This is a genomic window from Rhizobium centroccidentale (genome assembly GCF_030182565.1).
GTDB lineage: Bacteria > Pseudomonadota > Alphaproteobacteria > Rhizobiales > Rhizobiaceae > Rhizobium.
Genome location: NZ_JAQJCG010000003.1, coordinates 203,382 through 229,592 on the forward strand (window position 1 = coordinate 203,382; position 26,211 = coordinate 229,592).

Below are 26,211 nucleotides of genomic sequence, written 5' to 3' on the forward strand. Positions count from 1 at the left end.
CGGAGAGCTGCGAGTTCGATTTTCGATCAGAAAACCTTGGAGAACTGATCGATGTTCGAAGCGTTGTAGACGAACGGATCGGCCATGGCGGCTTCGCCGTTTTCGCCGACCTTGATCTTGCCCATGCGGCCGGCATTGATCTCGCTGCCCGGCTTGCCATCGGTCTCGCCCTTGACGAGGCGATAGGCGATCTGCGTTGCGGAATAGCCGAGATCGATGGGGTTCCAGATCGCAAATTCCTTCGTCGCGCCTGATTTGATCGCGCCAGCCATTTCGGACGGCAGGCCGAGACCGGTCACATAGACCTTACCGATCTTGCCGGCGTCCTTGACGGCCTGCGAAGCGGCAAGCACGCCGACCGTCGTCGGGGCGACGATGACCTTGACTTCGGGATGTGAGGTCAGGAGGCCCTGGGCTTCACGATAGCTCTTGTCCGAGAGATCGTCGCCATAGACTGTTGTCACCAGATTGAGGCCTGGGAAGTCCTTGAGCTGCTTCTTCATCTCGCCGATCCAGATATTCTGGTTGGTCGAGGTGGTTGTTGCCGACAGGATGGCGAAGTCGCCCTTGCCGCCGTCGAGATGATCCTTGGCGAGTGTCAAGCACATCTTGCCGATGAGCTCGTTGGACGAGGGGTTCAGCTGCAGAATGCGGCCGGCCTTGGCGACGCCGGAATCCCAGGAGATGACCTTGATGCCACGCTGTGCGGCCTTCTTAAGCGCAGGGACGACTGCATCTGGGTCATTGGCCGAAATCGCGATGGCATCGACGCCTTGTGCAATCAGCGAGTTGATCACCTCGATCTGGCCTTCTGCCGTGGTCGAAGTCGGGCCGGTGTAGATCACCTGCACGCCGCCGAGATCCTTGGCTGCTTCCTGGGCGCCCTTGTTGGCCGCCTCGAAGAAGCCGTTGCCCAGCGACTTCACCACGAGACCGATCTTGACGTCCTTTGCACTTGCCGCGCCGGCCATCAGTGTCGCGGCGAGCGCGACGCCGATCGCCAGTTTCTTTGCTATATTCATGTCACTTCCTCCCAAAGTTAATAGGCATGCTCACCCCATTTCGGCCGCGCGTCTCACGCGACCGACGGGGAATCCTCCTCCTCGGCCTGAGCCGAAACATTTGCAATAATGAGCGAAATGCCCGCATCCTCGATCATCCGCACCGTCTCGGCAGTAACGCCGTCATCGGTAATGATGGTCGAGACCTGTTCGAGCGGACAAAGGATCAGGCTGGAGCGCTGGCGGAATTTGCTCGAATCCACCATGACGACGAGCTCGTCGGCCTGGCGCATCAGCTTCTGCTCGCTCTGGATGACCAGCGCGTCGGCTTCCATGACGCCGAGCGGGCCGACGCCCTGCGCACCGACGAACATGCGCTGAGCATAAAAATTCCGGATCGTATCGTTGTCAAAGGGCGAGAGGATCAGGCTTTGTTCGCGATAGATCGCGCCACCCGGCACCGTCACGTTGTTCTTCGAATGTTTGACCAGATGTTCGGCGATGGCGAAGGAGTTGGTCATCACCTGCAGCCGGAAGGCCGAGATATAATGCACGAGCTGGAACGTGGTCGTGCCGCCATTGATGATAATGGCGTCGCCGGGGTTGCAGAGTTCGGCGGCCTTGCGCGCAATTGCGCGTTTCCTATCGATATTGACGGCTTCGGATACACGGAACGGCCGCGCTGCAAGATTGCCGAGCTGTGGGGGATGGATCGATTCCGCGCCGCCACGCACGCGCCGGATCTTTCCCTGGACGTGCAGGGCAGCGATATCACGGCGTATCGTCGCTTCCGAAGCCTCGGTCAGCTCGGAAATATCCTGAATCGTCACGACAGACTTTTCCTGTACGGCGCTCAGAATAATGCGATGGCGTTCGCGTTCGTGCATTGGCTCCTCCTTGTCGGCGGTTATTTCGCAAATATGGCAATGTGTCAATCACAATCGATCATAAACTTTCATATTGCATCGCAACATTATCGAATTTGATCGTTTTCGATTGACAGGGTGACTATATGTGAGCGATACCCTGCTCACAAAGGGCGGTTCCAATCGTAACGCGATCCGCCTGCAGGACTTGATTTTCAAGGGAGGATGACATGGCGGCTGGCGTTCAGCTTCTGAAAAACCGTTGGGATGATACATATGCTGCCGGCCTGGATGAGCCGGGCAAGCTGCTTTATCGGTCGAATCTGCTCGGTGCCGACAAGCGTATCACCAACTATGGTGGCGGCAACACGTCGGCCAAGGTCATGGAAACCGATCCGCTCTCCGGCCAAAAGGTCAAGGTGCTCTGGGTCAAGGGCTCCGGCGGCGATGTCGGCACCATCAAGCTCGATGGCTTCGCGACGCTTTACCAGGACAAGCTCGACAGCCTGAAAAACATCTATCAAGGCGTTGCTGATGAGGATCGCATGGTCGGCTTCCTGCCGCATTGCACCTTCAATCTCAATGCTCGCGCGGCTTCGATCGATACGCCGCTGCATGGTTTCGTGCCGTTCACCCATGTCGACCACATGCATCCGGATGCCATCATCGCCATCGCCGCCTCGAAGAACTCGCGCGAACTGACACGCGAGATCTTCGGTGACGATATCGGCTGGCTCCCCTGGCGCCGCCCCGGCTTCCAGCTCGGTCTCGATCTCGAAGCCTTCGTCAAGGCGCATCCGAATGCCAAGGGCGTCGTGCTCGAAAGCCATGGCCTTTTCACCTGGGCCAACGACGCCAAGGAATGCTACGAGCTGACGCTTGCCATTATCAACAAGGCGATCGAATGGTTCGCCGCCAAGACGGAAGGCAAGACCATTTTCGGCGGCGCAGTTGTCGAAAGCCTGCCGCAGGCGGAGCGTCGCGCCATCGCCGCCCGGCTGATGCCTGAGATCCGTGGTCGCATCGGCAAGGCCGAACGCAAGCTCGGCGATTTCGACGATCAGGATGCGGTGCTCGAATTCGTCAACTCGAAGAACCTTCGCCCGCTCGGCGCGCTGGGCACCAGCTGCCCGGATCACTTCCTGCGCACCAAGATCCGACCGCTGATCGTCGATTTCGATCCGGCCAAGCCCGATGTGGATGCCGTGATCGCCGGTCTCGACAAGGCGCTGGAAGACTATCGCGCCGACTACGCGCGTTACTATAATGATTGCAAGCATGACAATTCGCCTGCCATGCGCGATCCGAACCCGGTGATCTTCCTCGTGCCCGGCGTCGGCATGCTCTCCTTTGCCCGCGACAAGGCGACTGCCCGCATTGCCGGCGAGTTCTATGTCAATGCCATCAATGTCATGCGCGGCGCATCCACCGTTTCGGAATATCAGGGGCTGCCGGAGCAAGAAGCCTTCGATATCGAATACTGGCTGCTGGAAGAGGCAAAGCTGCAGCGCATGCCGAAGCCGAAGAGCCTTGCCGGCAAGGTCGCCTTTGTTACCGGCGGCGCCGGCGGCATCGGCCGCGCCACGGCAGCGCGCCTCGTGGGGGAGGGCGCTTGTGTCGTTCTGGCTGACATCGACCAGGCGGCACTTGAGAGTACGCAGGCCGATTTCGCCAAGCGATATGGGGCCGATGCCGTACGCAGCGTCAAGCTCGACGTGACAAAGGAAGATGCCGTCATCTCCTCCTTTGCCGAGGCTTGTGTCGAATTCGGCGGCGTCGACATTCTTGTATCGAATGCCGGCATCGCTTCGTCCGCGCCGATTGAAAGCACCGAGCTTTCGATGTGGAACCGCAATATCGATATCCTCGCGACCGGCTATTTCCTCGTCTCGCGTGAAGCTTTCCGGCTGTTCCGCCGCCAGAATCTCGGGGGCAACGTTGTCTTTGTCGCATCGAAGAACGGTCTGGCCTCCTCGCCGAATGCCGCCGCCTATTGCACGGCAAAGGCAGCGGAGATCCATCTCGCTCGCTGCCTGGCGCTGGAGGGTGCAGAAGCCGGCATCCGCGTCAATACCGTCAATCCCGATGCCGTCCTTCGCGGCTCGAAGATCTGGAACGGTGAATGGCGCGAGCAGCGCGCCGCCTCCTCGAAGATCGAGGTGGACGATCTGGAGGAACATTACCGCAAGCGCTCGATGCTGAAGCTGAATGTGTTCCCCGAGGATATTGCCGAGGCGATCTATTTCCTGGCCTCGGATCTTTCCGCCAAATCGACTGGCAATATCATCAACGTCGACGCCGGCAACGCGCAGAGCTTCACGCGGTAGTTAGCTACATTTTTCCTTCTCCCCAGCGGGGAGAAGGTGGCCCGAAGGGTCGGATGAGGGGGCGCTGCAAATGCGGTTCTATCTTTCGCTTACGCTCAAGATGTGAATCGCTATGCTCTTCACTCCCCCCTCATCTGCCCGTTGGGCATCTTCTCCCCGCCGGGGAGAAGAGGGAACAGCCAGTCGAGAGGCTGTAACATTTCGAATGACGTACATGGGAGGAAAGAATGGCCGAGTTTAGAATTGCGCCGGATCTGGTCGCCGCCGAAAACGACAAGCGCGCCGCCGCGCTGAAGTCCGATTATGAGGCGCTCGGCGCCGCGCTCGCCCGCCGCGGCGTCGATATCGAAGCCGTCACCAAAAAGGTTTCCGAATTCTTCGTCGCCGTCCCGTCCTGGGGCGTCGGCACCGGCGGCACGCGCTTTGCCCGCTTCCCCGGCACCGGCGAGCCGCGCGGCATCTTCGACAAGCTCGACGATTGCGCCGTCATTCAGCAGCTGACGCGGGCAACGCCAAGGGTTTCGCTGCATATCCCCTGGGATAAGGCCGATCCGAGGGAATTGAAGGCGAAGGGCGATGCGCTTGGCCTCGGCTTCGACGCCATGAACTCCAACACATTCTCCGATGCGCCCGGTCAGGCTCATTCCTACAAGTTCGGCTCGCTCAGCCATGTCGATGCTGCGACCCGCGCCCAGGCTGTAGAACACAACATCGAATGCATCGAAATCGGCAAGGCCATTGGCTCGAAGGCGCTGACCGTCTGGATCGGCGACGGCTCGAACTTCCCCGGCCAGACCAATTTCACCAAGGCGTTCGAGCGCTATCTCGCTGCCATGGCCGATATCTACAAGGCGCTTCCTGACGATTGGCGGCTGTTCTCCGAGCACAAGATGTACGAGCCGGCCTTCTATTCGACGGTCGTTCAGGATTGGGGCACCAACTATCTGATCGCGCAAACCCTCGGCCCGAAGGCGCAGTGCCTCGTCGATCTCGGTCACCACGCGCCGAATACCAATATCGAGATGATCGTCGCGCGCCTCATCCAGTTCGGCAAGCTCGGCGGCTTCCACTTCAACGACTCGAAATATGGCGATGACGATCTGGACGCCGGTGCGATCGAGCCCTACCGCCTGTTCCTCGTCTTCAACGAGCTGGTCGATGCCGAACGGCGCGGCGTGAACGACTTCAATCCGGCGCATATGATCGATCAGTCACATAACGTCACGGACCCGATCGAAAGCCTGATTTCAAGCGCCAACGAGATTCGCCGCGCTTACGCGCAGGCGCTGATCGTCGATCGCAACGCACTCGGCGACTATCAGGATGCCAATGATGCCCTGATGGCATCGGAAACGCTGAAGCGAGCCTATCGCGCCGATGTCGAGCCGATCCTGGCTGAAGCACGCCGCCGCGCCGGCGGCGCCATCGATCCGGTCGCGACCTACAGGGCGAGCGGCCATCGCCGCAAGGTGGCCGCCGAGCGTCCGGCTTCCGTTGCTGGCGGTGGCGGGATCATCTGAGATTATCGGGCGCTGGCGGACAATCGTGCCGGCGCCCGATGCCTATTGCGCCTGCCTTAATTGCTGGAGTTCGGCCTCTCGCCAGACGGACCAGCGACGCCGCAATTCTCCTGGCCGCAGGCCATAGTTTTCGTCGAGCATGTCGGCTTCGATAATCCGCTCCGTGCGGAAATGCCGGAAGCCCTGGCGCAGCTCGCACCATGCCACCAGAATGCGGCTCGTGTCGGAATAGCCGAGGACAACCGGCCACACCGTCCTTGCGGTTTCCTCGCCCATTTCGGTGCGGTAGCGCAGCTGGAGTTTTCGCCCCTCCCGGACCGCTGCCCGCAGCATCGATGGGTCGATGTTCTCCCCTTCCGTTTCTTGGATGACGGGTTTGGCGCCCACGCTCGGCTCGAGGATGAACGGGCGCAAATGTGCAGGCACGATGGCGGTGATCTTGGCAACCACGTCGCGCGCGGCATTGGCAAGGGCCTTGTCGGCACGGCCCGCAACCCATTGTGCTCCGAGGACGACGGCCTCGATCTCCTCGGGCGTCAGCATGAGCGGCGGCATTTCGTAGCCCAGTGAGAGGAGATATCCGAAGCCGGCCTCACCTTCGATCGGCACGCGCTGGCCCATCAGATCGGCAATGTCGCGATAGACCGTGCGCTTCGAGATTTCGAGTTCATCCGCCAGCGCGGCAGCAGTTACCGGCCGGCTCGACCGGCGCAATATCTGTATGATCTGAAACAAACGGTCGGCGCGACGCATTCCTGCTGACTCCTGCTGCCAGTATGGTGGCAACAGCCTTATGCAACAAGAGCCTTCGAGCCGCCAGCGACATAGCGAGCGGGACTTTCGAAGGAGCATTCGATGAAACTAGCATCCACACGTCTGATCGCCTCAGACATCAAGAAGATGGTCGGCTTTTATGAGATGGTCACTGGTCACCCGGCCGAGTGGCTGGCGCCAGTCTTTGCAGAGATCGTCACCCCCTCGGCGACGCTCGCGATCGGAAGCGCCGAGACCGTCGCCCTGTTCAAGGAGGGCAGCGCCGAACCCTGCGCCAATCGCTCGGTCATCATCGAATTCCAGGTCGACGATGTCGATGCCGAATTCGCAAGGTTGAAGGACAAGGTGGCGGTCGTGCACGAACCGAAGCTGATGCCATGGGGCAACCGGGCAGGACAGATCCGGGATCCCGAGGGGACGCTCATCAGCCTTTACACGCCTGTCACGGATTTTGCGAAACAGCGTTTTGCCGGGCGTTGAGCGATAAGGAGCCGCCGAAATCTTGTGATCGGACGATGCCGTCTGCCTGACGGTATCGCTCGCCTTGAGTCACGCCTTAGTCGCCCGGTGAGCGCGGCTCACCGATCCAGATAGCTGCAAATTTGTCATGGTCGTCTGGCAGATTTGAAATCATCTTTCTGCACGGTAGCCGACCGCGGTCGAAGCCGTGCTTTGTCGATTTGTGTCCGTCGCATGTGCACTTTCGAGTGGCTCGGCAATGGGAATTGAGTATTGTCGATTGCAACGGCTCGCCGTGATTTGGCGGTTGAGGCGAGCTCCAAAATGGGGCCTGGTGTTGATAGGTGAGGAAAGACGATGACGACTGACATGAACGGTTTTGCCGGACGCCTGAAGCGCCGCGAGAATGGCGGCATGATCTCCGGCTGGGTCGGCATACCCGATCCAATGCTCGTCAACCATCTGGCTCAGGAAGACTTCGATACCATCGTGCTCGATATGCAGCATGGCATGTGGAACATGGAGTCTGCTGCCAACGGGATTGCCTATGTGCGCCTGGCTGGCAAGCCGGCGATTGCCCGCATTCCCGTCGGCGATTTTGCTTCTGCCTCGCGCCTTCTCGATGCCGGCGCCTCCGCCATCATCGCGCCAATGATCAATTCTGCCGATGATGCGCGCGCCTTGGTGCAAGCGACGAAGTATCCGCCGCTCGGCGAGCGGAGCTGGGGACCATCTCTGGCGCTCAATCATTTCGGCCTGCCGGCTGAAGATTATCTGCAGAGCGCCAACAGCCTGACCGCTACTATCGCCATGGTGGAAACCCGCATGGCGCTCGACGCCATCGACGAGATACTTGCAGTCGACGGTATCGACGGCATCTTCGTCGGCCCGTCCGATCTTTCGATCGCGCTTTCGAACGGCGCCCGCCTTGCACCCGATAGCGCCGCGATCGATCAGGCGCTTGCAACCGCGCTGGCACGCTGCCGCGCTCACGGCAAGGTCATTTGCGCCTTCGGTGGCGATGGCGCACGCGCTGGAGAATATCTGAAGCTCGGCCTCGATCTGGTCATCGCTGGCACGGAAACAGCGCAGTTGCGCGCCGGCGCACGCACGGCCATTCAGGCTGCGCGAAAAGGCTCTGATTCATAACCGGCTGGGACAAAAGCTGCCCGGAGTATCCCACGGGCAGCGGTGATTGCGCTAGAGCCGGATGATTTTAGGTCTGTTCGACCTAAAATCCGAATTCGTTCTAGTTCACCAGCTTTACATAGCAGGGCCGGTAGGTCTCCGTACCGCAGCCGCCACCGACGGCTTGTGCCGGCGTAATCGTGTTTTGGATGGCGATTGCCGCGAGCGCGACGGCGATGATTGTCAAAACAGTTTTGGTATATTTGTCCATGATCTTCTCCTAATAATAGAATGGCTGGCGGTATGCATCTTAAAATTGCCTTTCTGAATGCCAGCTGAATGCCTATGCTTAAGGTTGTGTCCTGATGTCATCCGACACCATCGGATCGACAGCCCAAAACAGGTACCCTCTTCGACTTTGATCGCACCCTGCGCTTGCATCGTTACCCGCCTCCGGGCATTCTCGCGCCGATATGGCGGAGCGGAATGATTTGTCGAAGGTGCAGGGATCGGCGGTAGGACGCGGCTTGCGTCGCGAAGTAGGTCAGCGCGTGACCTTGCGGACCGTGGCTACGGCTCTCGGTCTTTCGGTTACGACAGTCAGCCGTGCTCTCAAGGAAGGCCCGGAGGTCAATCGCGAGACCATCGAACTGGTCAAGCGCGTCGCGGGCGAGCTTGGCTATCGTCCGAATCTCGGCGGCATCAATCTGCGCACCGGTAAAACGCATGCCATCGGCATCGTGCTGCCTTTCGGGCGCGAGGGCGAGATGAACATTGTCGTTGCCTCGCTGATCGAAGGCGCTTCGCGCTATATGAAGGCACGAGGGTACCGAACGACAATCGTCCCGCAGCTCCAGGCAGATGATCCACTCGCGACGGTGCGCGATATCGTCGAGGAGGGATCGGTCGACGGCATCATCATTACGCACACGACCCCGCAGGACGATCGCGTCAAATATCTGCTCGAGGTCGGCATGCCCTTTGTCACCTTCGGGCGGACGGAGCTCTTGAGCGTTCATCCGAGCATCGATCTCGATCATGAAATGATCGGCGCGGAGGCTGCGCGTCTTCTGCTCGATGCCGGCCACCACAAGCCGCTGCTGGTCGCGCCCAGCCAGCAATTCACCTACAGCCTGCAATTCGTAAGGGGCTGGCGCAGGACTTTTGCCGAGCGTCACCTCGACGTGCCTGATGATGGCGTCCATTTCACCACGGCCACACCCGACAATGGTCGCGGGATGGCAAAGCATATTGCAGCGCAGAATCCCACGGCGACGGCCGCCTTCATCGCCAGCGAGGAGGCGGCTCTCGGTTTTCTTGCGGGCCTGCGCGATGCCGGGCGGCAGGCCGGCAAGGATTTCGCGCTGATTACCTATGGCGGCACGGCGCTGCCCGATTTCTTCAACCCGCCTTTGAGTACCTTCCACTATTCGAACCACGCCATAGGCGAGCGATTGGCCGCCTTCCTGCATCGGGCGATCGGCGGTGAAAATCCGGCCGATTTGCACGAAGTCGTCCGCGCCGCCTTCGTCGATCATCAAAGCCAGTTACGCCATGCCTGAAGAATGTTGCTGCTTGCAGGATGAGCAGATGCTGAGAAGATATTCGTAACGTTACGAATTTGCAGATTGAACGGTGTCGAGCATTCTTTTGGCGAAAAATAGCCGATTGACAGCCTCCATCTTTTCCATAATCGTAACGTTACGAATTGTCGATTTTGAGCGAGGAGGCTCATCGGCAAGGCACATTTGCTCAGGCGTGGAGGCCTCGCCGTGAGCGGCTCTACCATTGCAAGGGAGGATGACGTGAGCGACGGATCGCTTTTTTTCGGATCGCCTATTTGGACTTTCAATTGGAACCCGCCATATCAGGCGCCGTTGCGGCGGCTCGCCGCGACAGGCTGCAAGGGCTTTGAGCTCACCGCCTGGTCGGTGGATATGTTGAGCTACTACACGCCCGAAACCATCCGCGAGTTGAAGCAGATTGCTGATGGAGAGGGGCTGGTGCTAACCAACTTCTTCTTCAATCTACCCTTCAGCCGTGCCGCGGGCGCTGCCGTTTCGACGGTTGATCTCGAAGGCTACAAGCGCGGCATGGATGTCGCAGCAGCGATCGGCACGCCGATCGTCACCAGCATGACGCCCTATCCGTTTCAATCCGAGGTCAAGCCGATCCTGCAGAGGCCGATCTCGCAGGAGTGGGGCGCGGCGGTCGAACCGCAATGGGATTGGACGGGTGAATATGAAGCCGTGGTCGAGGGTTTTACCCGGGCTTGCGAGATTGCCGCCGCCGCGGGTCTCAAGGTCGCGATCGAGCCGCATCCCTATCGCTGGGTCAGCTCCGGTCAGGGCATGCTGCGGCTGATCGAGCGTACCGGTGCCGCCAATCTCGGCCTGAATTTCGATCCGAGCCATCTCTTTCCGGCCGGCGACATGCCGCATTACGTCGTTCTGGCGCTCGGCGATCGGATCTTCAATACGCATTTTTCCGATAATGAAGGGCACACCAACGCCCATTGGCGCCCCGGGCGCGGCAAGATCGATTGGAAGGCGATTTTCGCGGCACTCAAGACCATCGGCTATTCTGGCCCGATCACGCTGGAGCTGGAAGATGCGCCGGGTGCATCGCATTGGACCCATTTCCGCGAAGCGACGCCGGAATTCGACGACGAGATGCGGCGCGGCATGAACTATCTGCGCGCCGCCGCCGCCGAACTCGATATCACCATTTCCTAAAGGCAAGCCAATGAACAACGAACCCATGAAAGTCGGCATTGTCGGCGCCGGCAATATCAGCGCTACCTATGTCGCGACCCTCCATATGTTTGATTTCATTCGCGTGAAGTCTGTTTACGATCTTTATCAGGAGCCTGCCCGCAAGCTCGCCGAGCAGTTCGGTATAGAGGCCGTTGCGCTCGATACGATGCTTTCCGATCCGGAAATCGGCCTCATCATCAACCTGACGACGCCGGTCTCGCATTATGCCATCAGCAAGAAGGCGCTGCTTGCCGGCAAGCATGTCTATTCGGAGAAGCCGCTTGGCGTCTCCATGGCCGAGGCACAGGAGTTGATGGCGATCGCGCGAGCAGGGGACCTGCGGCTCGGTTGCGCTCCCGACACCTTCCTCGGCGGCGGTCACCAGTTGACACGGCGTTTGCTCGATGAAGGGCACATCGGCAAGACGATTTCGGCCACCGCCATGCTGCTGTTGCCTGGTCATGAGCATTGGCATCCCAACCCGGCCTTCTTCTACGGCCGCGGCGGCGGGCCGATGCTCGATGTCGGTCCGTACTACGTGACGAACCTCATCGCCTTGCTCGGCCCCGTGCGCGAGGTCTTCGGCACTGCGAAGATCACCCGCATCGAACGCACGGTGAAGACCGATCCGCGCCGAGGCGAGACGATCAAGGTACTGGTGCCGACCCATCTGACTGGTGTTATGGAGTTTCATAGCGGTGCGACTGTTACTATTGCCACCAGCTTCGATGTCATCAAGCACAAGCACAATCAGATCGAGCTTTACGGCTCGGAAGGCACTATGGTGACGCCGGATCCGAACAATTTCAGCGGCAAGGTCGAGATATTCCGCGACGGCGACGATGCGTGGAGGGAGATCCCCGTCGATCACCCTTATACGGAAGGTGTGCCAGGTCATCTCGGCCTGCGCGGATTGGGCGCGGCGGAGATGGTGGATTCCCTTCGCTCGGGACGGCAGCATCGGGTATCGTCGGAACTGGCTTTCCACGCCCTTGAGGTGATGACGGCATTCGAGCGTTCGGCGCAATCGCGTTCGGTGGTTGCAATCCACAGTAGTTGCGGTCGCCCCGATCCGATACCGCGCGCAATAAATGAGGGACGTTTCTCATTGAGTGCGCTATAGAGTTGAGAAAATGCGGTCCTTTTGGACTGCGGGCTTGACGAAGGGGCAATGCCTGAGGAAGCATTGCTCACTTGCTGCGGGGAACGGAGGCCCTGCCGCACGGTTTTGGAGGATCAGGAAATTCGGCATCCGATGTCTGGAGACGGCGGCGGCTGAAGAAAGGCGTTTAAAGAACGTCGTCAAAGGAGGAGGAACGTATGCGCAAATTGATGATGGCATTGGTCGGCGCCACGGCGCTGGTCGCGGCGAGCGTGACCGGCGCTCTAGCCGAAGGCAAGAAGGCCGAAGTTCTGCATTGGTGGACTTCGGGCGGTGAAGCCGCAGCCGTGAAGGAACTGGCCAAGGCCTTCAACGCTGCAGGCGGCGAATGGGTGGATACCGCGATTGCCGGCTCCGGCTCGACGGCTCGTCCGATCGGCATCAACCGCATCATCGGCGGCAATCCGCCGACGGCCATGCAGTTCAACACCGGCACGCAGATGAACGAACTGGCCCAGCAGGGCCTGCTGCGACCGCTCGACGACCTCGCCAAGGAGCAGGATTGGAAATCGGTTCTGACGCCATCTTTCTATCAGGCCATCCAGTTCCAGGATCATATCTACGGCGCTCCCATCAACGACCATGGCCAGAACTGGGTCTTCTATTCCAAGGCCGTCTTCACCAAGGCCGGCGTGACGGAAGAGCCGAAGACCTGGGATGAAATGTTTGCCGCGCTCGACAAGATCAAGGCCGCCGGCCTGATCCCGGTCGCCGTCGGCGGCCAGCCCTGGCAGCTGCAGTCGATGTTCAACGCCATCCTGCTCGGCGAAGGCGGCAAGGATCTCTATGCCAAGGTCTGGAAGGATCTCGACACGGATGCCGTCAAATCCGACAAGTTCAAGCATGTGGCGGAAGTCTTCGCCAAGCTGCGCAACTATCAGGATCCTGGCAGCCCGAACCGCGACTGGAACGTCGCGACCGGCATGCTGATCGACGGCAAGGCCGGCATCCAGTTCATGGGCGACTGGGCCAAGGGTGAATTCATCCATGCGGGCCTCGTCGCCGACAAGGATTTTGGCTGCATTCTCGGGCCTGGCGAATCCAACTTCATGATGGGCGGCGACATCTTCGTCTTCCCGGTCCTCAAGGATAAGACGGCGACCGACGCCCAGACCCTGCTCGCAACGGTCATCATGTCGAAGGAAGGCCAGCTTGCATTCAACTCCAAGAAGGGTTCGGTACCCGTGCGTCTCGACGTCGATACGTCGAAGCTCGACGCCTGCGCCCAGAAAGGCCTGAACGCGCTCAAGGATCCGAGCCGCCAGATCCTGGCGCCCGACGTGCTTACGGCTCAGGACATCGTCCAGACGGAACAGGATCTGGTCGCCCAATACTGGACAACGCCCAGCATGACGGCCGACCAGTTCGCCGAGCAGTTTGCGCAGGTGATTGAACAGGCGAAGTAAGCTTCGATCGACATCCATGCGGCGGCAGGCATCCCTGCCGCCGGCTTCCATGAATGCTGAGGAGGAGCGCGTCCATGAGTACCCCAGACACGAGTGCCGCCGCTGTGCCAGCGGCCGCCACGCCTGCGAGCGTCAGCCGCAGGAAGATTCATTTTTCACCCTATGTAGCCCTGTTCCCGGCTTTCGCCATTGTGCTTCTGGCTTATGTCGTCACTGTCGTGTGGAACATCTGGATATCGTTTACGGACAGCAAGGTGCTGCCGGTCAACATTTTCGTCGGCACGAAGCAATATGAGCGGTTGTTTTCGACGGCGCGCTGGCTGCTGTCGCTGCAGAACGTCGTCATCTTCGGTATTCTGTTCATCGCGGGCTGCCTGATCCTCGGCTTTCTTCTAGCCGTCGCGCTCGACCAAAAGGTCCGTTTCGAAAACACCTTCCGAACGATCTTCCTCTATCCCTTCGCTATGTCCTTCATCGTGACCGGGCTGGTCTGGCAGTGGATCATGAACCCGACGCTCGGCTTGCAGAAGGTTGCCGACAGCATCGGCTTCACCTGGTTCCGCTTCGACTGGATCGTCCAGAGCGATCTTGCGCTCTATGTCATCGTGCTTGCCGGTGTCTGGCAATCTTCCGGCCTCGTCATGGCGATCATGCTCGCGGGTCTGCGCGGCGTCGACCGGGAATTATGGAAGGCGACGCGCATCGACGGCATACCGAGCTGGCGCGTCTATCTTCATATCGTCATTCCGATCCTGAGACCGACCATCATCACCGCCAGTGTGCTTCTGGCGATTGCTGTCGTCAGGGTCTACGAACTGGTGCTGGCGACGACCGGCGGCGGGCCGGGTATCGCGACCGAAGTGCCCGGGAAATTCATCATGGATTACTTGTTCGGACGCGGCAATATCGGCCTGGCGACGGGAGCATCGACCGTGATGTTCATCACTGTGGTCATCCTAGTGACGCCGTGGCTCTATTACGAATATTTCCGCGAAAAGCCGAGGGGGAACTGATGACGACGCCATCTTCCGTCACTGGTGCCATGCAGGGTCCGACCGGCCGCAAGCCGCAGCATCTGACCCCTGGACGCATCGGCCTTTATCTCTTTCTCGTCCTTGCGGCACTATTCTTCCTGCTGCCGCTCTATGTGATGCTCGTCACTTCGTTCAAATCCATGCCGGAGATCCGCCAGGGCAATATCTTCGCCTTTCCGCAGATGTGGACGGCGGATGCCTGGGTGCAGGCATGGAGCACGGCCTGCACCGGGCTTGAATGCGGCGGCATCAGCGTCGGCTTTTGGAACTCGGTGAAGATCCTCATCCCGAGCATGATCCTGTCGATCCTGATCTCGTCGCTGACCGGCTACGCTCTGTCCTTCTGGCGGGTCAAAGGGGCAAACGTGCTCTTTGCCATCCTGCTGCTCGGCGCCTTCATCCCCTATCAGGTGTTCATCTATCCGCTGGTTTTGATCTATCGCGACGTCGGCATCTATTCGACACTACCCTGCATTATCATCACCCACACGGTTTTCGGTCTGCCGGTGCTGACGCTGCTCTTCCGCAACTATTATTCGAGCCTGCCGATGGAACTCTTCAAGGCGGCTCGCATCGATGGCGCCGGGCTTTGGCAGATCTTCTTCCGGCTGATGATCCCGATGTCGATCCCGATCCTGGTGGTGGCGGCGATCCTGCAGGTGACCGGCATCTGGAACGACTTCCTCTTCGGTGTCGTTTTCGCCGGCCGGGAGAATTTCCCCATGACCGTGCAGCTCAACAACATCGTCAACTCGACCCAGGGCGAGAAGCTCTACAACGTCAACATGGCGGCGACCATCCTCACCGCCCTGGTTCCGCTGATCGTCTATTTCGGCTCCGGCCGCTGGTTCGTGCGCGGCATCACCGCCGGTGCAGTCAAGGGATAGTTCATGGCCAATGTTTCCATTCGCGAACTTGCAATCGATTTCGGCAGCGTCAGCGTCCTGAAATCGCTTAATCTCGAAATACGATCCGGCGAGTTCATCGTGCTGCTTGGCCCCTCCGGCTGCGGCAAGTCGACCCTGCTCAACGCGATTGCCGGGTTGACCGACATCACCGACGGGCAGATCTGGATCGGCGACAAAAATGTCACTTGGGAGGAGCCGAAGGATCGCGGCATCGGCATGGTGTTCCAGTCCTATGCGCTCTATCCGACGATGACCGTCGAGGGAAATCTCTCCTTCGGGCTGCGCATCGCCGGCATGCCAAAGAACGAGATCGCCCAGCGTGTCGACCGCGCCGTGCAGATCCTGCAGATCGATCCCTTGCGCAAGCGGCGGCCGGGAGAGCTTTCCGGCGGCCAGCGTCAGCGCGTCGCGATCGGCCGCGCCCTGGTGCGCGACGTCGATGTCTTCCTGTTCGACGAGCCGCTTTCCAACCTCGACGCCAAGCTCAGAACCGAGCTGCGCGTCGAGCTGAAGCGCCTGCATAGCGGCCTCGGCTCCACCATGATCTATGTGACGCACGACCAGATCGAGGCGCTGACGCTCGCCGATCGCATCGCCGTCATGAGCGGCGGCGTCATCCAGCAATTCGCCACGCCGAAGGAAATCTACCGGCGCCCCGTCAATCGCTTCGTTGCCGGTTTCGTCGGTTCGCCCTCGATGAACTTCCTGTCAGGGCAGGTGACAAGCAATGGCGGCGTTCCGGCTTTCGCATTGCCCGACGGCCGGAAGATCGATCTCAACGGCTACGAGTTTTCCGGCATGCCTGGCGAAGGTCGCAAGGCGACGCTTGGCGTCCGGCCCGAGCAGATGCAGTTCCAGCCCGCAGGCAGCCGGGCCGCGAGCCTGCCCGCAACCTTCACTATCGTCGAGCCCATGGGCTCGGACAATCTGATCTGGGGCCAGGTCGGCAGCGAGACGCTGTCGGTGCGCATCGATGCCGACGAGGATGTGGCGCTCGACCGAGAGCAGCCGGTCTATTTCCAGCCGGCGCTCGCGTCGTTGTTCGGCGAAGACGGGCAGCGTCTATAAGTCACCGTGCCGCGCGTTCGACCAGGCGCGCGGCACGATTTTCAGGCCCTGACTTCGAAGACCATGTTGAACGGCGTTTCGGTCGCCTTGTGGAAATGCGAATAGCCCGCATCCATGGCAACCTTGCGCAGTTTCAGCTCGCCAGCCTGCGCGCCCAAGCCCAGCCCGACTTCCTGCGACAGCGAGGCCGGTGTACAGATCATCGTTGAAGCCCCGTAGTAGACGCGGCCGACGGGGTTGAGATTGTCCTTCAAGCAATCATGCGCAAAGGGCTCGACGATCATCCAGGTGCCGTCATCGGCGAGGGTTTCCTTGATATGTTTGCCGGCACCGACGGGGTCGCCCATGTCGTGCAGGCAATCGAACATCGCCACAAGATCGTAGTCGGCAGCCGGGAAGTCCTTGGCTGTCGCCTGTTCGAACGTGATACGGCCCGCAACACCCGCCTCCTGCGCCGCAGCTTTCGCTCGTTCGATGGATGGGAGATGATAGTCGAAGCCGAAGAAGGTCGAGTTCGGATAGGCTTCTGCCATCAGGATGGTCGAGGCGCCGTGGCCGCAGCCGACATCGGCGACGATCGCGCCGGCTTCGAGCTTTTCCCGCATGCCGTCGAGCGCCGGTATCCATTCTGCAATGAGATGGCTGTTGTAGCCAGGCCGGAAGAAACGCTCGGTGCCGCGGAACAGGCAGGCGCTATGCTCATGCCAGCCGAGGCCGCTGCCGGTCTTGAAGGCGTTGACGACCTTCGGCTCGTCGATCCACATGGATTGAACGACATCGAAAGCGCCCGCGAAGAAGGCAGGGCTATTTTCCTCCGCGAATACCATTGCCTGTTCCGGTGTCAGGTAGAAACGCTCGGTCTTGTCGTCATAAGTGACATAGTCGGCGGCTGCCTGAGCTGACAGCCATTCGCGCACATAGCGCTCTTTCACACCGACTTTGTCGGCCAAGTCAGCCGAAGTCCTCGGCGTTCCGTCAGCCATGGCCTTGAACAGGCCCAAATGGTCTCCGAGCGTCACCAACACCCCTGAGACTGCCGCGCCGAGATCGCCGACCAGGCGCCCGACAAGGGCATCGAGTTTCTGCATATCAGGTTCGCGCATGACATCCTCCCATCAGAATTGATGCAGCGTTCCGTCACGATGTATTCGGATAGGGAAAGATACTCCCAGGCTGGAGGGCAGGCAATTACGCCATCCGGCTGAACACGCCGTGCCCTCGCCCTGAAAAGTGGCGCAACCTATTGATGTAATGCGTTATTTTGGAGGCCCAAAAGGGTGCCGCGTCTCAGCCGGCGCGCGCCAGCTCCTTTTCCAAGACCGAGAGCAGGCGCGGATCGTCGGCGGTTACGTCGGGCGCAAAGCGGGCAGCAACCTTGCCGTCGCGGTCAATCAGGAATTTCTCGAAGTTCCAGACGATGCCGCCATTGTCGCCGGTGTGCAGGCCGTGTTCGGCCAGGCGGACGCGCATCGGACCGTCGCCGATCGTCTCGACGCCGGATGCGATCAGGCTGTCATACAACGGATGACGCTTGTCGCCGGTTACTGCGATCTTGGAGAACATCGGGAACTGCACATCGTAGGTCAGCGTGCAGAAGTCCAGGATCTCTTTATCGGTGCCCGGCTCCTGGCCCTTGAAATCATTGGCTGGGAAGCCGGCGATGACCAAACCTTCGTCCCGCTTTTCCTCATAGAGCTTTTCCAACCCTTCGTACTGCACCGTCAGGCCGCATTTGGACGCGACATTGACGACCATGATGACCTTGCCGCGATAGTCGGCAAGCGTCGTATCGCTGCCGTCGATCTTCTTTACCGGAATATCGAGCACGTTATCGGTCATATCATTCACTCCAGATGAGATGGAAAACAGAATGCCGATATTTGCCCGGAATTCGGTGGCGTCAAGATCAGAATGCCCCTCAGGCGGCCTCTTCCATTCGAACCAAATGGCCCTGCGAGACTTCGCGGTAGTGTCGCGCGGGTGGCTGATAGCCGACGGGCCGTACCGGGCTCTTCAACTCTTCGACTGCGAGATTGCGCCGGATGCCGCGCCGCGATGGATCCGGCACCGGAACTGCCGCCATCAGCTTCCTGGTGTAGGGGTGTTGCGGATTTTCGAACACCGATGCGCGCGGTCCGATTTCGACGATCTCGCCGAGATACATGACGGCGACGCGGTGGCTGACGCGCTCGACCACGGCCATATCGTGCGAGATGAAGAGATAGGAGAGATTGAGGCTCTGCTGCAGATCCATCAGCAGATTACAGACCTGCGCCTTGATTGACACGTCGAGTGCGGACACGCTCTCATCGGCGACGATCACCTTCGGATCGAGCGCGAGCGCACGGGCGATACAGATGCGCTGGCGCTGGCCGCCCGAGAATTCGTGCGGATAGCGGCTCATCATGTCGGCCTTCAGCCCGACACGTTCCAGAAGATCGGCGGCTTTTTCCCGGGCTTCGGCGCGCGTGCCCAGGCGATGCTCAATGAAGGGTTCGGCAACGGCAGCGCCGATCGTCATACGTGGATTGAGGCTCGCGAAGGGGTCTTGGAAGATCATCTGGATGCTGCGGCGCATCCGGCGCAGATCGAGCGTATTGAGCTTCATCACGTCATAGCCGTCGAGGAGAACCTCGCCGGATTTGGGATTGATGAGGCGCATGATGGAGCGCCCCGTCGTCGACTTGCCGCAGCCGGATTCGCCGACCAGCGACAGCGTTTCCCCCTGGGCAAGATCGAAGGAGACGTTCTCGACTGCATGAATGGCGCCCATCGGACGGGCAAGCAGGCCACCGCGAAGATCGAAGCGGGTAATCAGGTTCTTCACTTCGAGCACCGGTGTCTTACCATGATCGACGGTATCCGCGAGCGCCTTCGGTTCGCTGCGCTCGCCGGTGCTTGCGTCGACGACCGGGAAGCGCAGCGGCTGCGGCTGGTCCTTCATCGAGCCGAGGCGCGGCACGGCTGACAGCAGGGCGCGGGTATAAGGATGCTGGCCGCGATGAAAGATATCGTCGGTCTTGCCGGTCTCCACCGCTTCGCCGCGATACATAACGATGGTGCGATCGGAGATTTCGGCAACAACGCCCATGTCGTGGGTGATGAAGAGGACGGACATGCCTTCCTCTTCCTGCAGCACCTTGATGAGATCGAGGATCTGGCCCTGGATTGTCACGTCGAGCGCGGTCGTCGGCTCATCGGCGATCAGCAGTTTCGGCCGGCTGGCGAGCGCCATCGCAATCATCACGCGCTGGCGCATACCGCCGGAAAATTGGTGCGGATATTCGTCGAAGCGCGAGGATGCGTTGGGGATGCGCACCTTTTCAAGAAGGCGGATCGTTTCCGCCTTCGCTTCAGCCTTGGAAATATTACCATGGCAGGTCAAAGCCTCGGAAATCTGCCGGCCGATGGTGAAGATCGGATTGAGAGAAGTCATCGGCTCCTGGAAGATCATTGCGACATCCTTGCCGCGCACCTTTCGCATCTCCGCCTCCGGTAGTGCCAGAAGATCGCGGCCGTTGAGCCTGACCGCACCCTCGATGCGGCTGCTGGCTCTGGCGAGCAGGCGCATGATGGAGAGCGAGGTCACGCTCTTGCCGGAGCCGCTTTCGCCGACGATGGCGACCGTCTCTCCCGGCATGACATCGAAGGAAATGTCCTTCACGACCTTGCGCCACTCGCCATCGACGAGAAACGAGGTGGTGAGATTGGAGACGGAAAGGACAGGTTGGGTGCCTGGACTGGCCGTTGGAGCTGCAATGGTCGGCATGACGTTCCCTTTTATGATTTTACCATTGGTCAGGCTTCAAGTGAGATTGCTCACGACGGAGCTGCCATCGTCGCATGGGAGGCCGAGGGTTGGCCTTCGGCCATCCTTTTGGCCTCAAGCGCCGCGATCTTCTCGTCGATCTCGCGGCGGTCGATCATGCCGCTAGGGTTCTGTCGCGTCGGCATGGTTTCTGCGACATGCAAATAGCGCTCCTGCGCAACTGCATAGAGCCGTTCGAGTTCGGCGAGCGGATCGGCACTGTCGTCGACACGAATGTTCAGCCAGGCATAATCCTGGTCGCGGTGGATGACGAGTGCTGCCGATTGCTTGCCACGCTTATCCCCGCCTGCATCTTCACCCGCCCGCATGGCTTCGAGCAGCCGTTCGGCGAGTGGTTTGCCTGCGGTTTTCTTAAAGGTCGCAAGCGTTTCCGCAATCACCTGCGGGCCGGCCAGCATGTTGCCGGCCACCGATACATTGTCGTCGACCAGATGCCCCGCCCAATCGATACACTTGGCGCCGGTAAAGGCGGCGTTGTTACCCTTGTTGTCGATCAGGTGAAATTGCCGCTGCTCGCGGCCTTCGTCACGGGCGCTTAGCGTTTCAAGAATTTCATGGGGCGCGTGACCGGATGCCAGCATCGCAAGTCCGTCAATGCCGTAAAGCGGGCTGGCAAAGGCCTGCGTCGCAACCGCGCCGATGCCGCCGCGAATATGCGGCACGATGCTGCCGACGGCAAAGAAGCGGGTAGCGACGGCGATGGCGAGATTACCGGTTCCGGGTTCTCTAGCAACGATCGACCAGGTCATCGGCCCTATCTCCCGATAGCGTAGGCTTGCATCAAACGCGGAGTCGCTGCAGCGCGCAATAGACCATCCGCGTCACGCCGCGCTGCGGTGAGGCGACCCACGGTCCATTCCGGTGCGACGGTCAGCTGATGGCCCTTCTTGCGCAGCGTATCCAGCACCTCGGCGCTGAAATTCGCCTCTGCCGTCAGGCCGCCCGGCTCGCGTGTGCGCGGATAAAAGGAGCTTGGGAAATGCGTGCTATGGAATAGCGGCTTGTCGATCGCTTCCTGGAGATTCAGCCCATGATGGACATAGCGCAGGAAGAAGGAGAGCTGCCACTGCTCCTGCTGATCGCCGCCCGGCGTGCCGAAGGCGAGCGTCGGACGTCCTTCATGCAGCGCCATCGTCGGGGTCAACGTCGTGCGCGGCCGCTTGCCCGGCGCAAGTGAAGAGGGCAGGCCGGGTTGCAGCCAGAACATCTGGGCGCGGGAATTGAGGCAGAAGCCGAGACCGGGAATGATCGGTGAGGATTGCAGCCAGCCGCCGGATGGCGTCACCGACACCATATTGCCTTCGCGGTCGATGACATCGATATGCACGGTGTCGCCGCGCTTCTCGGTAAGATGCGACATCGTCGGCTCGTAGACTGCGCCGCTCTTGGCTTCCGGCGCGTCGAGCATCGCCATTGTGAGATCGTACTGGCTTTCAAAGCCGGGCAGCTTACCGGGGCGCAAGGCAAGCGATGCCTCAGACGAAATCAGCCGCCTGCGTTCGTCGGCATAGGCATCCGACAGCAGAGTTTCGATCGGTACATTCGTGAAATTGGGATCGCCGTAATAGACCTCGCGGTCGGCAAAGGCGAGTTTCATCGCTTCCGTGACGGTATGGACGAAATCGGCGCCTGCGGGGTTCATCGCGGCCAGATCGAAACCCTTTAGCAGTGCCAACGTTTGGAGGAAGACGGGTCCCTGGCCCCACGGACCGATCTTGGCGACCGTCCAGCCGTGATAGTCATAGGTCAGCGGCTCTTCGATCGTAGCCTGCCAATTGGCCATGTCATCCGCAGTCAACACTCCCTTGTGGCGGGTGCCGCTCGCATCCATGACCTCGGTCTTGCTGACATAGCTGTCGATCGCTTCAGCGACGAAGCCGCGGTAATAGGCATCGCGTGCAGCTTCGATCTGCGCTTCGCGATCGCTCTTGCTTTCCGCTTCGGCGACGACCCGCTTCCAGGTTTCGGCAAGCACCGGGTTCTTGAAGTTGGACCAGGGTTCGGGCGCTGCTCCCCCCGGAAGCCAGGTCTCGTAGGAGGTCGGCCATTCCTTGCGGTAGAAATCGGCAAGTCCTGCAATAGTTGCGGAGACGCGCGGCAGGACGGGATGGCCTTTTTCGGCATAGTGGATCGCCGGTTCCAGTACGTCGCGGACGGTCAGCCGGCCGTAATCGCGCAGCATCAGCATCCAGCCGTCGAAGGAGCCGGGAATGACGGTAGCGAGCAGGCCATCGCCGGGAATGAGCTTCAGCCCCTCCCGCGTGTAATGCTCGATCGTCGCGCTGGCCGGTGCCGGGCCCTGGGCACAGATGACCTCGACCTTGTCCTTCTTCTTCGAATAGAGGATGGCTGGCATGTCGCCGCCCGGCCCGCAGAGATGCGGCTCGACGATCTGCAGCACGAAGCCTGTCGCAACGGCGGCGTCGAAGGCGTTGCCGCCCTTTTCGAGAATGCTCATGCCGACGGCGGATGCGATCCAGTGCGTCGATGTAACGACGCCGAAAGTGCCGAGGATTTCAGGACGGGTGGTGAATGCGGTCATTGGGGCATCCTTTTTGTGTTTAATTATGCTTCGCGCGGGTCGAGCGCATCGCGCAAGCCGTCGCCGAGGAGATTGAAGCCGATCACGACGAGAAAAATGGCGGCACCCGGCCACATGGCCATCCAGGGTGCCTGTTCGAGATAATTCTTGGCGACGTTGAGCATCGAACCCCAGCTCGGGGCAGGCGGCTGCTGGCCGAGGCCGAGGAAGGAAAGGCTGGCCTCGGCGATGATGGCGGTCGCGATGGTGAGTGTTGCCTGCACGAGGATTGGCGCGAAGACGTTGGGCAGGATATAGCGGGTGATGATGCTGGTATGGCGTAGGCCAATCGATCGGGCGCCCTCGACATAATCCTCCGTCTTGACCGCCAGCACCTGGCCGCGCGTCAACCGTACGAAAACGGGCGTTGCCGAAAGCCCGATCGCGATCATCGCATTGGTGAGGCTCGGGCCGAGGAAGGCGGCAAGCGCAATGGCGGTGATGAGGAACGGCATCGCCAGGAAGGCCTCGGTGATGCGCGAAATGATCTGGTCGATCCAGCCGCCATAGTAGCCAGAGATCAGACCGAAGGGCACGCCGATCGCGACCGCGATAGCAACCGAGAAGACGCCGGCCATCAAGGACGCCCGCGCGCCCCAGATCATGCGGGAGAGAATGTCCCGGCCGAGATCGTCGGTGCCGAGCCAGTGCGCGGCCGATGGTGCTTTGCGGATCGCAGACCAGCTGGTTGCGACCGGATCGGGGATCGGCAGGAGCGGTGCAAGCGCAGCAAGTGCGGTAAAGAACAGGATGATCGCAAGTCCGACCAGTGCCCCCTTGTTGGCTCGCAGCTTGCGCCAGGCGCGGTTCGGGGCACGTTTGGCAGAAGGAGCCGCTGTGGCCGTCTGAACGATCGTGCTCATAGGGCGGCCCTCATGCGTGGATTGAGGACGACATAGAGAATATCGGCAATGAGGTTCATGGCGATGAAGCCGACGGCGGTGCAGAGTACCACGCCCTGGACGACGGCGTAGTCCCGATTGAAGACGGCATCGACGATCAGCTTGCCGAAGCCCGGGATGGTGAAGATTTGCTCAGTGAGCACTGCTCCGGCCAGGAGCTCTCCGAACAGCAGGGCGCTGACGGTGACGACAGGCAGGATGGCGTTGCGGAAGCTGTGCTGCAGCACGACGGCCGCCTCCGGAAGGCCCTTGGCGCGGGCTGTGCGGATATAGTCGGCGCTGAGCACGCTCAGCATCGAAGATCGCGTGTGGCGCATCAAGGTGGCTGCCAGTGCATTGCCGAGCACGAAGGACGGCATCAGCATCGTCTGGATCGAGCGCCATGGATCTTCGAAGAAAGGTTGGTATCCCGAAGCCGGCAACCAATGCAGCTTCACCGAGACCAGCAGGATCAGCATGATGCCGAGCCAGAAGTTCGGCACGGATAGCCCGCACAACGCGACGATATTGGCAAGAAAGTCGATAACGGTGTTCTTCTTCACCGCTGCCAGTATACCCATGGGAATACCGATGGCGAAGGCGAAGATCATCGACATCACGGCAAGCTGGATCGTCACCGGCAGCTTTTCGGCAACGAGCGCCAGGACCGCCTGATTGGTGCGCAGCGAAACGCCGAGATCGCCCCTGGTGACACCCTGCAGCCAATAGCCATATTGGTAGATGACCGGGTCGTTCAGGCGATATTTCTCGCGCAGCAGCTCCAGGACCTGCGGATCGCGCTCCTCGCCGGCCATGGCAAGCACAGGATCGCCGGGCAGAAGCTTCTGCAGCGAGAAGACGAAGATCGAAATGATCAGCAGCGTCGGTATCGCGACGAGCAGCCTCTTTCCGATATAGCTATACATGGGCAGATCCTTGCCGCGATGTCGAATATGAAAGGGCCATGCAGGAAGGAGCCCGCATGGCGCTAGTCGCTCAGCTATTCTTCTTCACGCCAACGAGACGGATCATGCCATCCGGGGAGGGCACGAAGCCAGATACCTTCTTGTTGTAGGCCCAGATCCAGGCCTGATGCCCGAGGAAAATGATCGGCAGGTCCTGACTGAGGATCGCCTCGGCCGCATCGTATTTCTGCTTGCGCACGGCATTGTCCTGCGACTGGCGTGCCTCCAGCAGCAGCTTATCGACTTCCGGATTGCTGTATTTGGAATCGTTGAGGCCGGCTCCAGTCGTCACGAACTGCTGAATGTTGCCGTCCGGATCGGAGCGACCGGACCAGTCGGATCGGCTGAGCTGGTAATTGCCGCTCGACTGTGCGTCGAGCAGGGTTGCGAATTCCGTCGTCTTCAGCGTCACGTCGAAGCCGGCTTCGGCAACCATCGACTGGATGATCTGCATCATTTGCATCGAAACCGGATTGTTGGTGACGGCGAGCTCGACGGGAATGCGGTCGAAACCGGCTTCCTTGACGAGCGCCTTGGCCTTGTCGACATCGCGGGCAGGCACCGGAATATCCTTGTCGAACCAGGGGCTGTTCGGTGCGAACGGCTGATTGCCGGCAAGTCCGGTGCCGTCGAAGACGATCTGCATGGCGGCTTCGCGGTCGATTGCCAGCGAGAAGGCCTGGCGCAGGCGCTTGTCCTTGCCCATCGGATTGTCGGCGCGAGCGCCATTGCCGACATTGGCGTAGACGCCGAGCCAGCCGGTGCCGACAGCATCGGCATAGACGAGGTTGGGATCGCTCTTGACCGTGCCGGCATCGGAGGCGGCCACGCGCTCGATCATGTCGAGGTCGCCGGAACGCAGATTGGCGAGGCGCACCGTCGTGTCGGGGATTGGCAGATAGGTCACCTTGTCGATGAAGATCTTGTCCTTGTTCCAGTAGTCCTGGAATTTCTCCAGCACGATGCGGTCCTGCTGCACGCGCTCGACGAATTTGAACGGGCCGGAGCAGACGGGATGATCGCCGAACTTGGCGCCGGCAGCCTTTGCCGCTGTCGGCGAGACCATCATGCCGGAACGGTCGGAAAGCTGGGCAAGCAGCGTGACGTCAGGCGCCTTCAGGGTGAAGGTGGCTTCGTAATCGCCTGATGCTTCGACCTTGGCGACAGAGGAAAGCTCACTCTTGCGGCGTGATTCCGGCATGGTCTGGTAGCGCTGGATGTTGTCGACAACAGCTTGCGCATTGAACGGTGTGCCGTCTTGGAATTTCACGCCTTGGCGCAGCTGCATGACGAGCTGCTTGCCGTCGGCGGACCATTTCCAGGATGTGGCAAGCTGCGGTACGAACTGCAGGTCCGGTGTTACGTCGACGAGCTTGTCGCAGAGTGCGGTATAGACGATGCGGCCGACGAAGGTGCGCGATTGCGCGGGATCCAGCGCGTCGGCATCGTCCTGCAGGCCGATCTTGAGTTCGACGGCGAATGCCGGCAGTGCGATCAGGGCGCCGGCGGCAAGCGATGCCATGAATTTGGCGATCTTCATTCTGTT

Annotated in this window: 23 protein-coding genes; 11 read left to right on the plus strand and 12 right to left on the minus strand. The window is 60.3% G+C overall.

The window, feature by feature from the left end; genetic code table 11:
- Window positions 1–26: 26 nt before the first annotated feature.
- Complete coding sequence (gene rhaS, locus PH562_RS04850) at window positions 27–1,022, minus strand: rhamnose ABC transporter substrate-binding protein (RefSeq protein WP_112410823.1); 996 nt, start codon at window positions 1,020–1,022, stop codon at window positions 27–29.
- Between the two features lie 53 nt (window positions 1,023–1,075).
- Window positions 1,076–1,888, minus strand: a complete 813-nt coding sequence (locus PH562_RS04855) for a DeoR/GlpR family DNA-binding transcription regulator (RefSeq protein WP_285171811.1) — start codon at window positions 1,886–1,888, stop codon at window positions 1,076–1,078.
- A 209-nt stretch (window positions 1,889–2,097) separates the two neighbouring features.
- On the opposite strand from PH562_RS04855, the gene PH562_RS04860 reads away from it, so the two are divergent.
- Together PH562_RS04860 and rhaI are read left to right on the plus strand one after the other, a co-directional pair.
- Window positions 2,098–4,194: a bifunctional rhamnulose-1-phosphate aldolase/short-chain dehydrogenase gene (locus PH562_RS04860; protein WP_285171812.1), complete on the plus strand. Its 2,097-nt coding sequence runs from the start codon at window positions 2,098–2,100 to the stop codon at window positions 4,192–4,194.
- Between the two features lie 227 nt (window positions 4,195–4,421).
- A complete protein-coding gene (gene rhaI, locus PH562_RS04865) occupies window positions 4,422–5,714 on the plus strand; it encodes an L-rhamnose catabolism isomerase (protein WP_285171813.1) in 1,293 nt (430 codons plus the stop codon).
- A 42-nt stretch (window positions 5,715–5,756) separates the two neighbouring features.
- Here the strand turns inward: rhaI and PH562_RS04870 are convergent, their stop codons facing one another.
- The gene (locus tag PH562_RS04870; RefSeq protein WP_285171814.1) at window positions 5,757–6,467 is read right to left on the minus strand and encodes a helix-turn-helix transcriptional regulator; all 711 of its coding nucleotides are present in this window, start codon (window positions 6,465–6,467) and stop codon (window positions 5,757–5,759) included.
- Between the two features lie 102 nt (window positions 6,468–6,569).
- Here PH562_RS04870 and PH562_RS04875 point away from each other — a divergent pair, with 102 nt between their 5' ends.
- The gene (locus tag PH562_RS04875; RefSeq protein ID WP_285171815.1) at window positions 6,570–6,968 is read left to right on the plus strand and encodes a VOC family protein; all 399 of its coding nucleotides are present in this window, start codon (window positions 6,570–6,572) and stop codon (window positions 6,966–6,968) included.
- Window positions 6,969–7,304: 336 nt separating this feature from the next.
- Window positions 7,305–8,096: an HpcH/HpaI aldolase family protein gene (locus tag PH562_RS04880; protein WP_285171816.1), complete on the plus strand. Its 792-nt coding sequence runs from the start codon at window positions 7,305–7,307 to the stop codon at window positions 8,094–8,096.
- A gap of 100 nt (window positions 8,097–8,196) precedes the next feature.
- On the opposite strand, the gene PH562_RS04885 is transcribed toward PH562_RS04880, so the two are convergent.
- A complete protein-coding gene (locus PH562_RS04885; RefSeq protein WP_015342612.1) occupies window positions 8,197–8,346 on the minus strand; it encodes a hypothetical protein in 150 nt (49 codons plus the stop codon).
- A 256-nt stretch (window positions 8,347–8,602) separates the two neighbouring features.
- On the opposite strand from PH562_RS04885, the gene PH562_RS04890 reads away from it, so the two are divergent.
- The 7 genes from PH562_RS04890 (at window position 8,603) to PH562_RS04920 (ending at window position 16,409) form a co-directional block, all read left to right on the plus strand.
- Complete coding sequence (locus tag PH562_RS04890; protein WP_285171819.1) at window positions 8,603–9,637, plus strand: LacI family transcriptional regulator; 1,035 nt, start codon at window positions 8,603–8,605, stop codon at window positions 9,635–9,637.
- A 243-nt stretch (window positions 9,638–9,880) separates the two neighbouring features.
- Window positions 9,881–10,810 carry a sugar phosphate isomerase/epimerase family protein gene (locus tag PH562_RS04895; protein WP_285171820.1) on the plus strand — a complete coding sequence of 310 codons (930 nt, stop codon included), beginning with the start codon at window positions 9,881–9,883 and terminating at the stop codon, window positions 10,808–10,810.
- 10 nt (window positions 10,811–10,820) lie between these two features.
- Window positions 10,821–11,954, plus strand: a complete 1,134-nt coding sequence (locus PH562_RS04900) for a Gfo/Idh/MocA family protein (RefSeq protein ID WP_285171821.1) — start codon at window positions 10,821–10,823, stop codon at window positions 11,952–11,954.
- Window positions 11,955–12,151: 197 nt separating this feature from the next.
- Window positions 12,152–13,399 carry an ABC transporter substrate-binding protein gene (locus PH562_RS04905; RefSeq protein WP_285171822.1) on the plus strand — a complete coding sequence of 416 codons (1,248 nt, stop codon included), beginning with the start codon at window positions 12,152–12,154 and terminating at the stop codon, window positions 13,397–13,399.
- Between the two features lie 74 nt (window positions 13,400–13,473).
- Window positions 13,474–14,412: a carbohydrate ABC transporter permease gene (locus tag PH562_RS04910; RefSeq protein ID WP_285171823.1), complete on the plus strand. Its 939-nt coding sequence runs from the start codon at window positions 13,474–13,476 to the stop codon at window positions 14,410–14,412.
- On the plus strand, window positions 14,412–15,320 hold the full coding sequence (locus tag PH562_RS04915; protein WP_092706600.1) for a carbohydrate ABC transporter permease: 909 nt from the start codon (window positions 14,412–14,414) through the stop codon (window positions 15,318–15,320). The genes PH562_RS04910 and PH562_RS04915 overlap by 1 nt, the downstream gene beginning before the upstream one ends.
- 3 nt (window positions 15,321–15,323) lie before the next feature.
- Complete coding sequence (locus PH562_RS04920; RefSeq protein WP_285171824.1) at window positions 15,324–16,409, plus strand: ABC transporter ATP-binding protein; 1,086 nt, start codon at window positions 15,324–15,326, stop codon at window positions 16,407–16,409.
- Window positions 16,410–16,450: 41 nt separating this feature from the next.
- On the opposite strand, the gene PH562_RS04925 is transcribed toward PH562_RS04920, so the two are convergent.
- The 8 genes from PH562_RS04925 to PH562_RS04960 all read right to left on the minus strand — a co-directional run bounded on the left by PH562_RS04925 (window position 16,451) and on the right by PH562_RS04960 (window position 26,205).
- Entirely contained in the window at window positions 16,451–17,512 is a 1,062-nt protein-coding gene (locus PH562_RS04925; protein WP_285171825.1) for a class I SAM-dependent methyltransferase, read from the minus strand.
- A 184-nt stretch (window positions 17,513–17,696) separates the two neighbouring features.
- Window positions 17,697–18,248 carry a glutathione peroxidase gene (locus PH562_RS04930; protein ID WP_285171826.1) on the minus strand — a complete coding sequence of 184 codons (552 nt, stop codon included), beginning with the start codon at window positions 18,246–18,248 and terminating at the stop codon, window positions 17,697–17,699.
- A gap of 79 nt (window positions 18,249–18,327) precedes the next feature.
- Window positions 18,328–20,178, minus strand: coding sequence for an ABC transporter ATP-binding protein (locus PH562_RS04935; RefSeq protein WP_285171827.1), 1,851 nt, complete (start codon window positions 20,176–20,178; stop codon window positions 18,328–18,330).
- A 50-nt stretch (window positions 20,179–20,228) separates the two neighbouring features.
- The gene (locus tag PH562_RS04940) at window positions 20,229–20,987 is read right to left on the minus strand and encodes a DUF1028 domain-containing protein (protein WP_285171828.1); all 759 of its coding nucleotides are present in this window, start codon (window positions 20,985–20,987) and stop codon (window positions 20,229–20,231) included.
- Between the two features lie 5 nt (window positions 20,988–20,992).
- Entirely contained in the window at window positions 20,993–22,780 is a 1,788-nt protein-coding gene (locus PH562_RS04945; RefSeq protein WP_285171829.1) for a gamma-glutamyltransferase family protein, read from the minus strand.
- A 23-nt stretch (window positions 22,781–22,803) separates the two neighbouring features.
- Entirely contained in the window at window positions 22,804–23,682 is an 879-nt protein-coding gene (locus PH562_RS04950; protein ID WP_285171830.1) for an ABC transporter permease, read from the minus strand.
- Window positions 23,679–24,626, minus strand: coding sequence for an ABC transporter permease (locus PH562_RS04955; RefSeq protein ID WP_285171831.1), 948 nt, complete (start codon window positions 24,624–24,626; stop codon window positions 23,679–23,681). Before PH562_RS04955 ends, PH562_RS04950 begins: the two co-directional genes overlap by 4 nt.
- 70 nt (window positions 24,627–24,696) lie before the next feature.
- Window positions 24,697–26,205, minus strand: a complete 1,509-nt coding sequence (locus PH562_RS04960; protein WP_285171832.1) for an ABC transporter substrate-binding protein — start codon at window positions 26,203–26,205, stop codon at window positions 24,697–24,699.
- Between the last annotated feature and the right edge of the window lie 6 nt (window positions 26,206–26,211).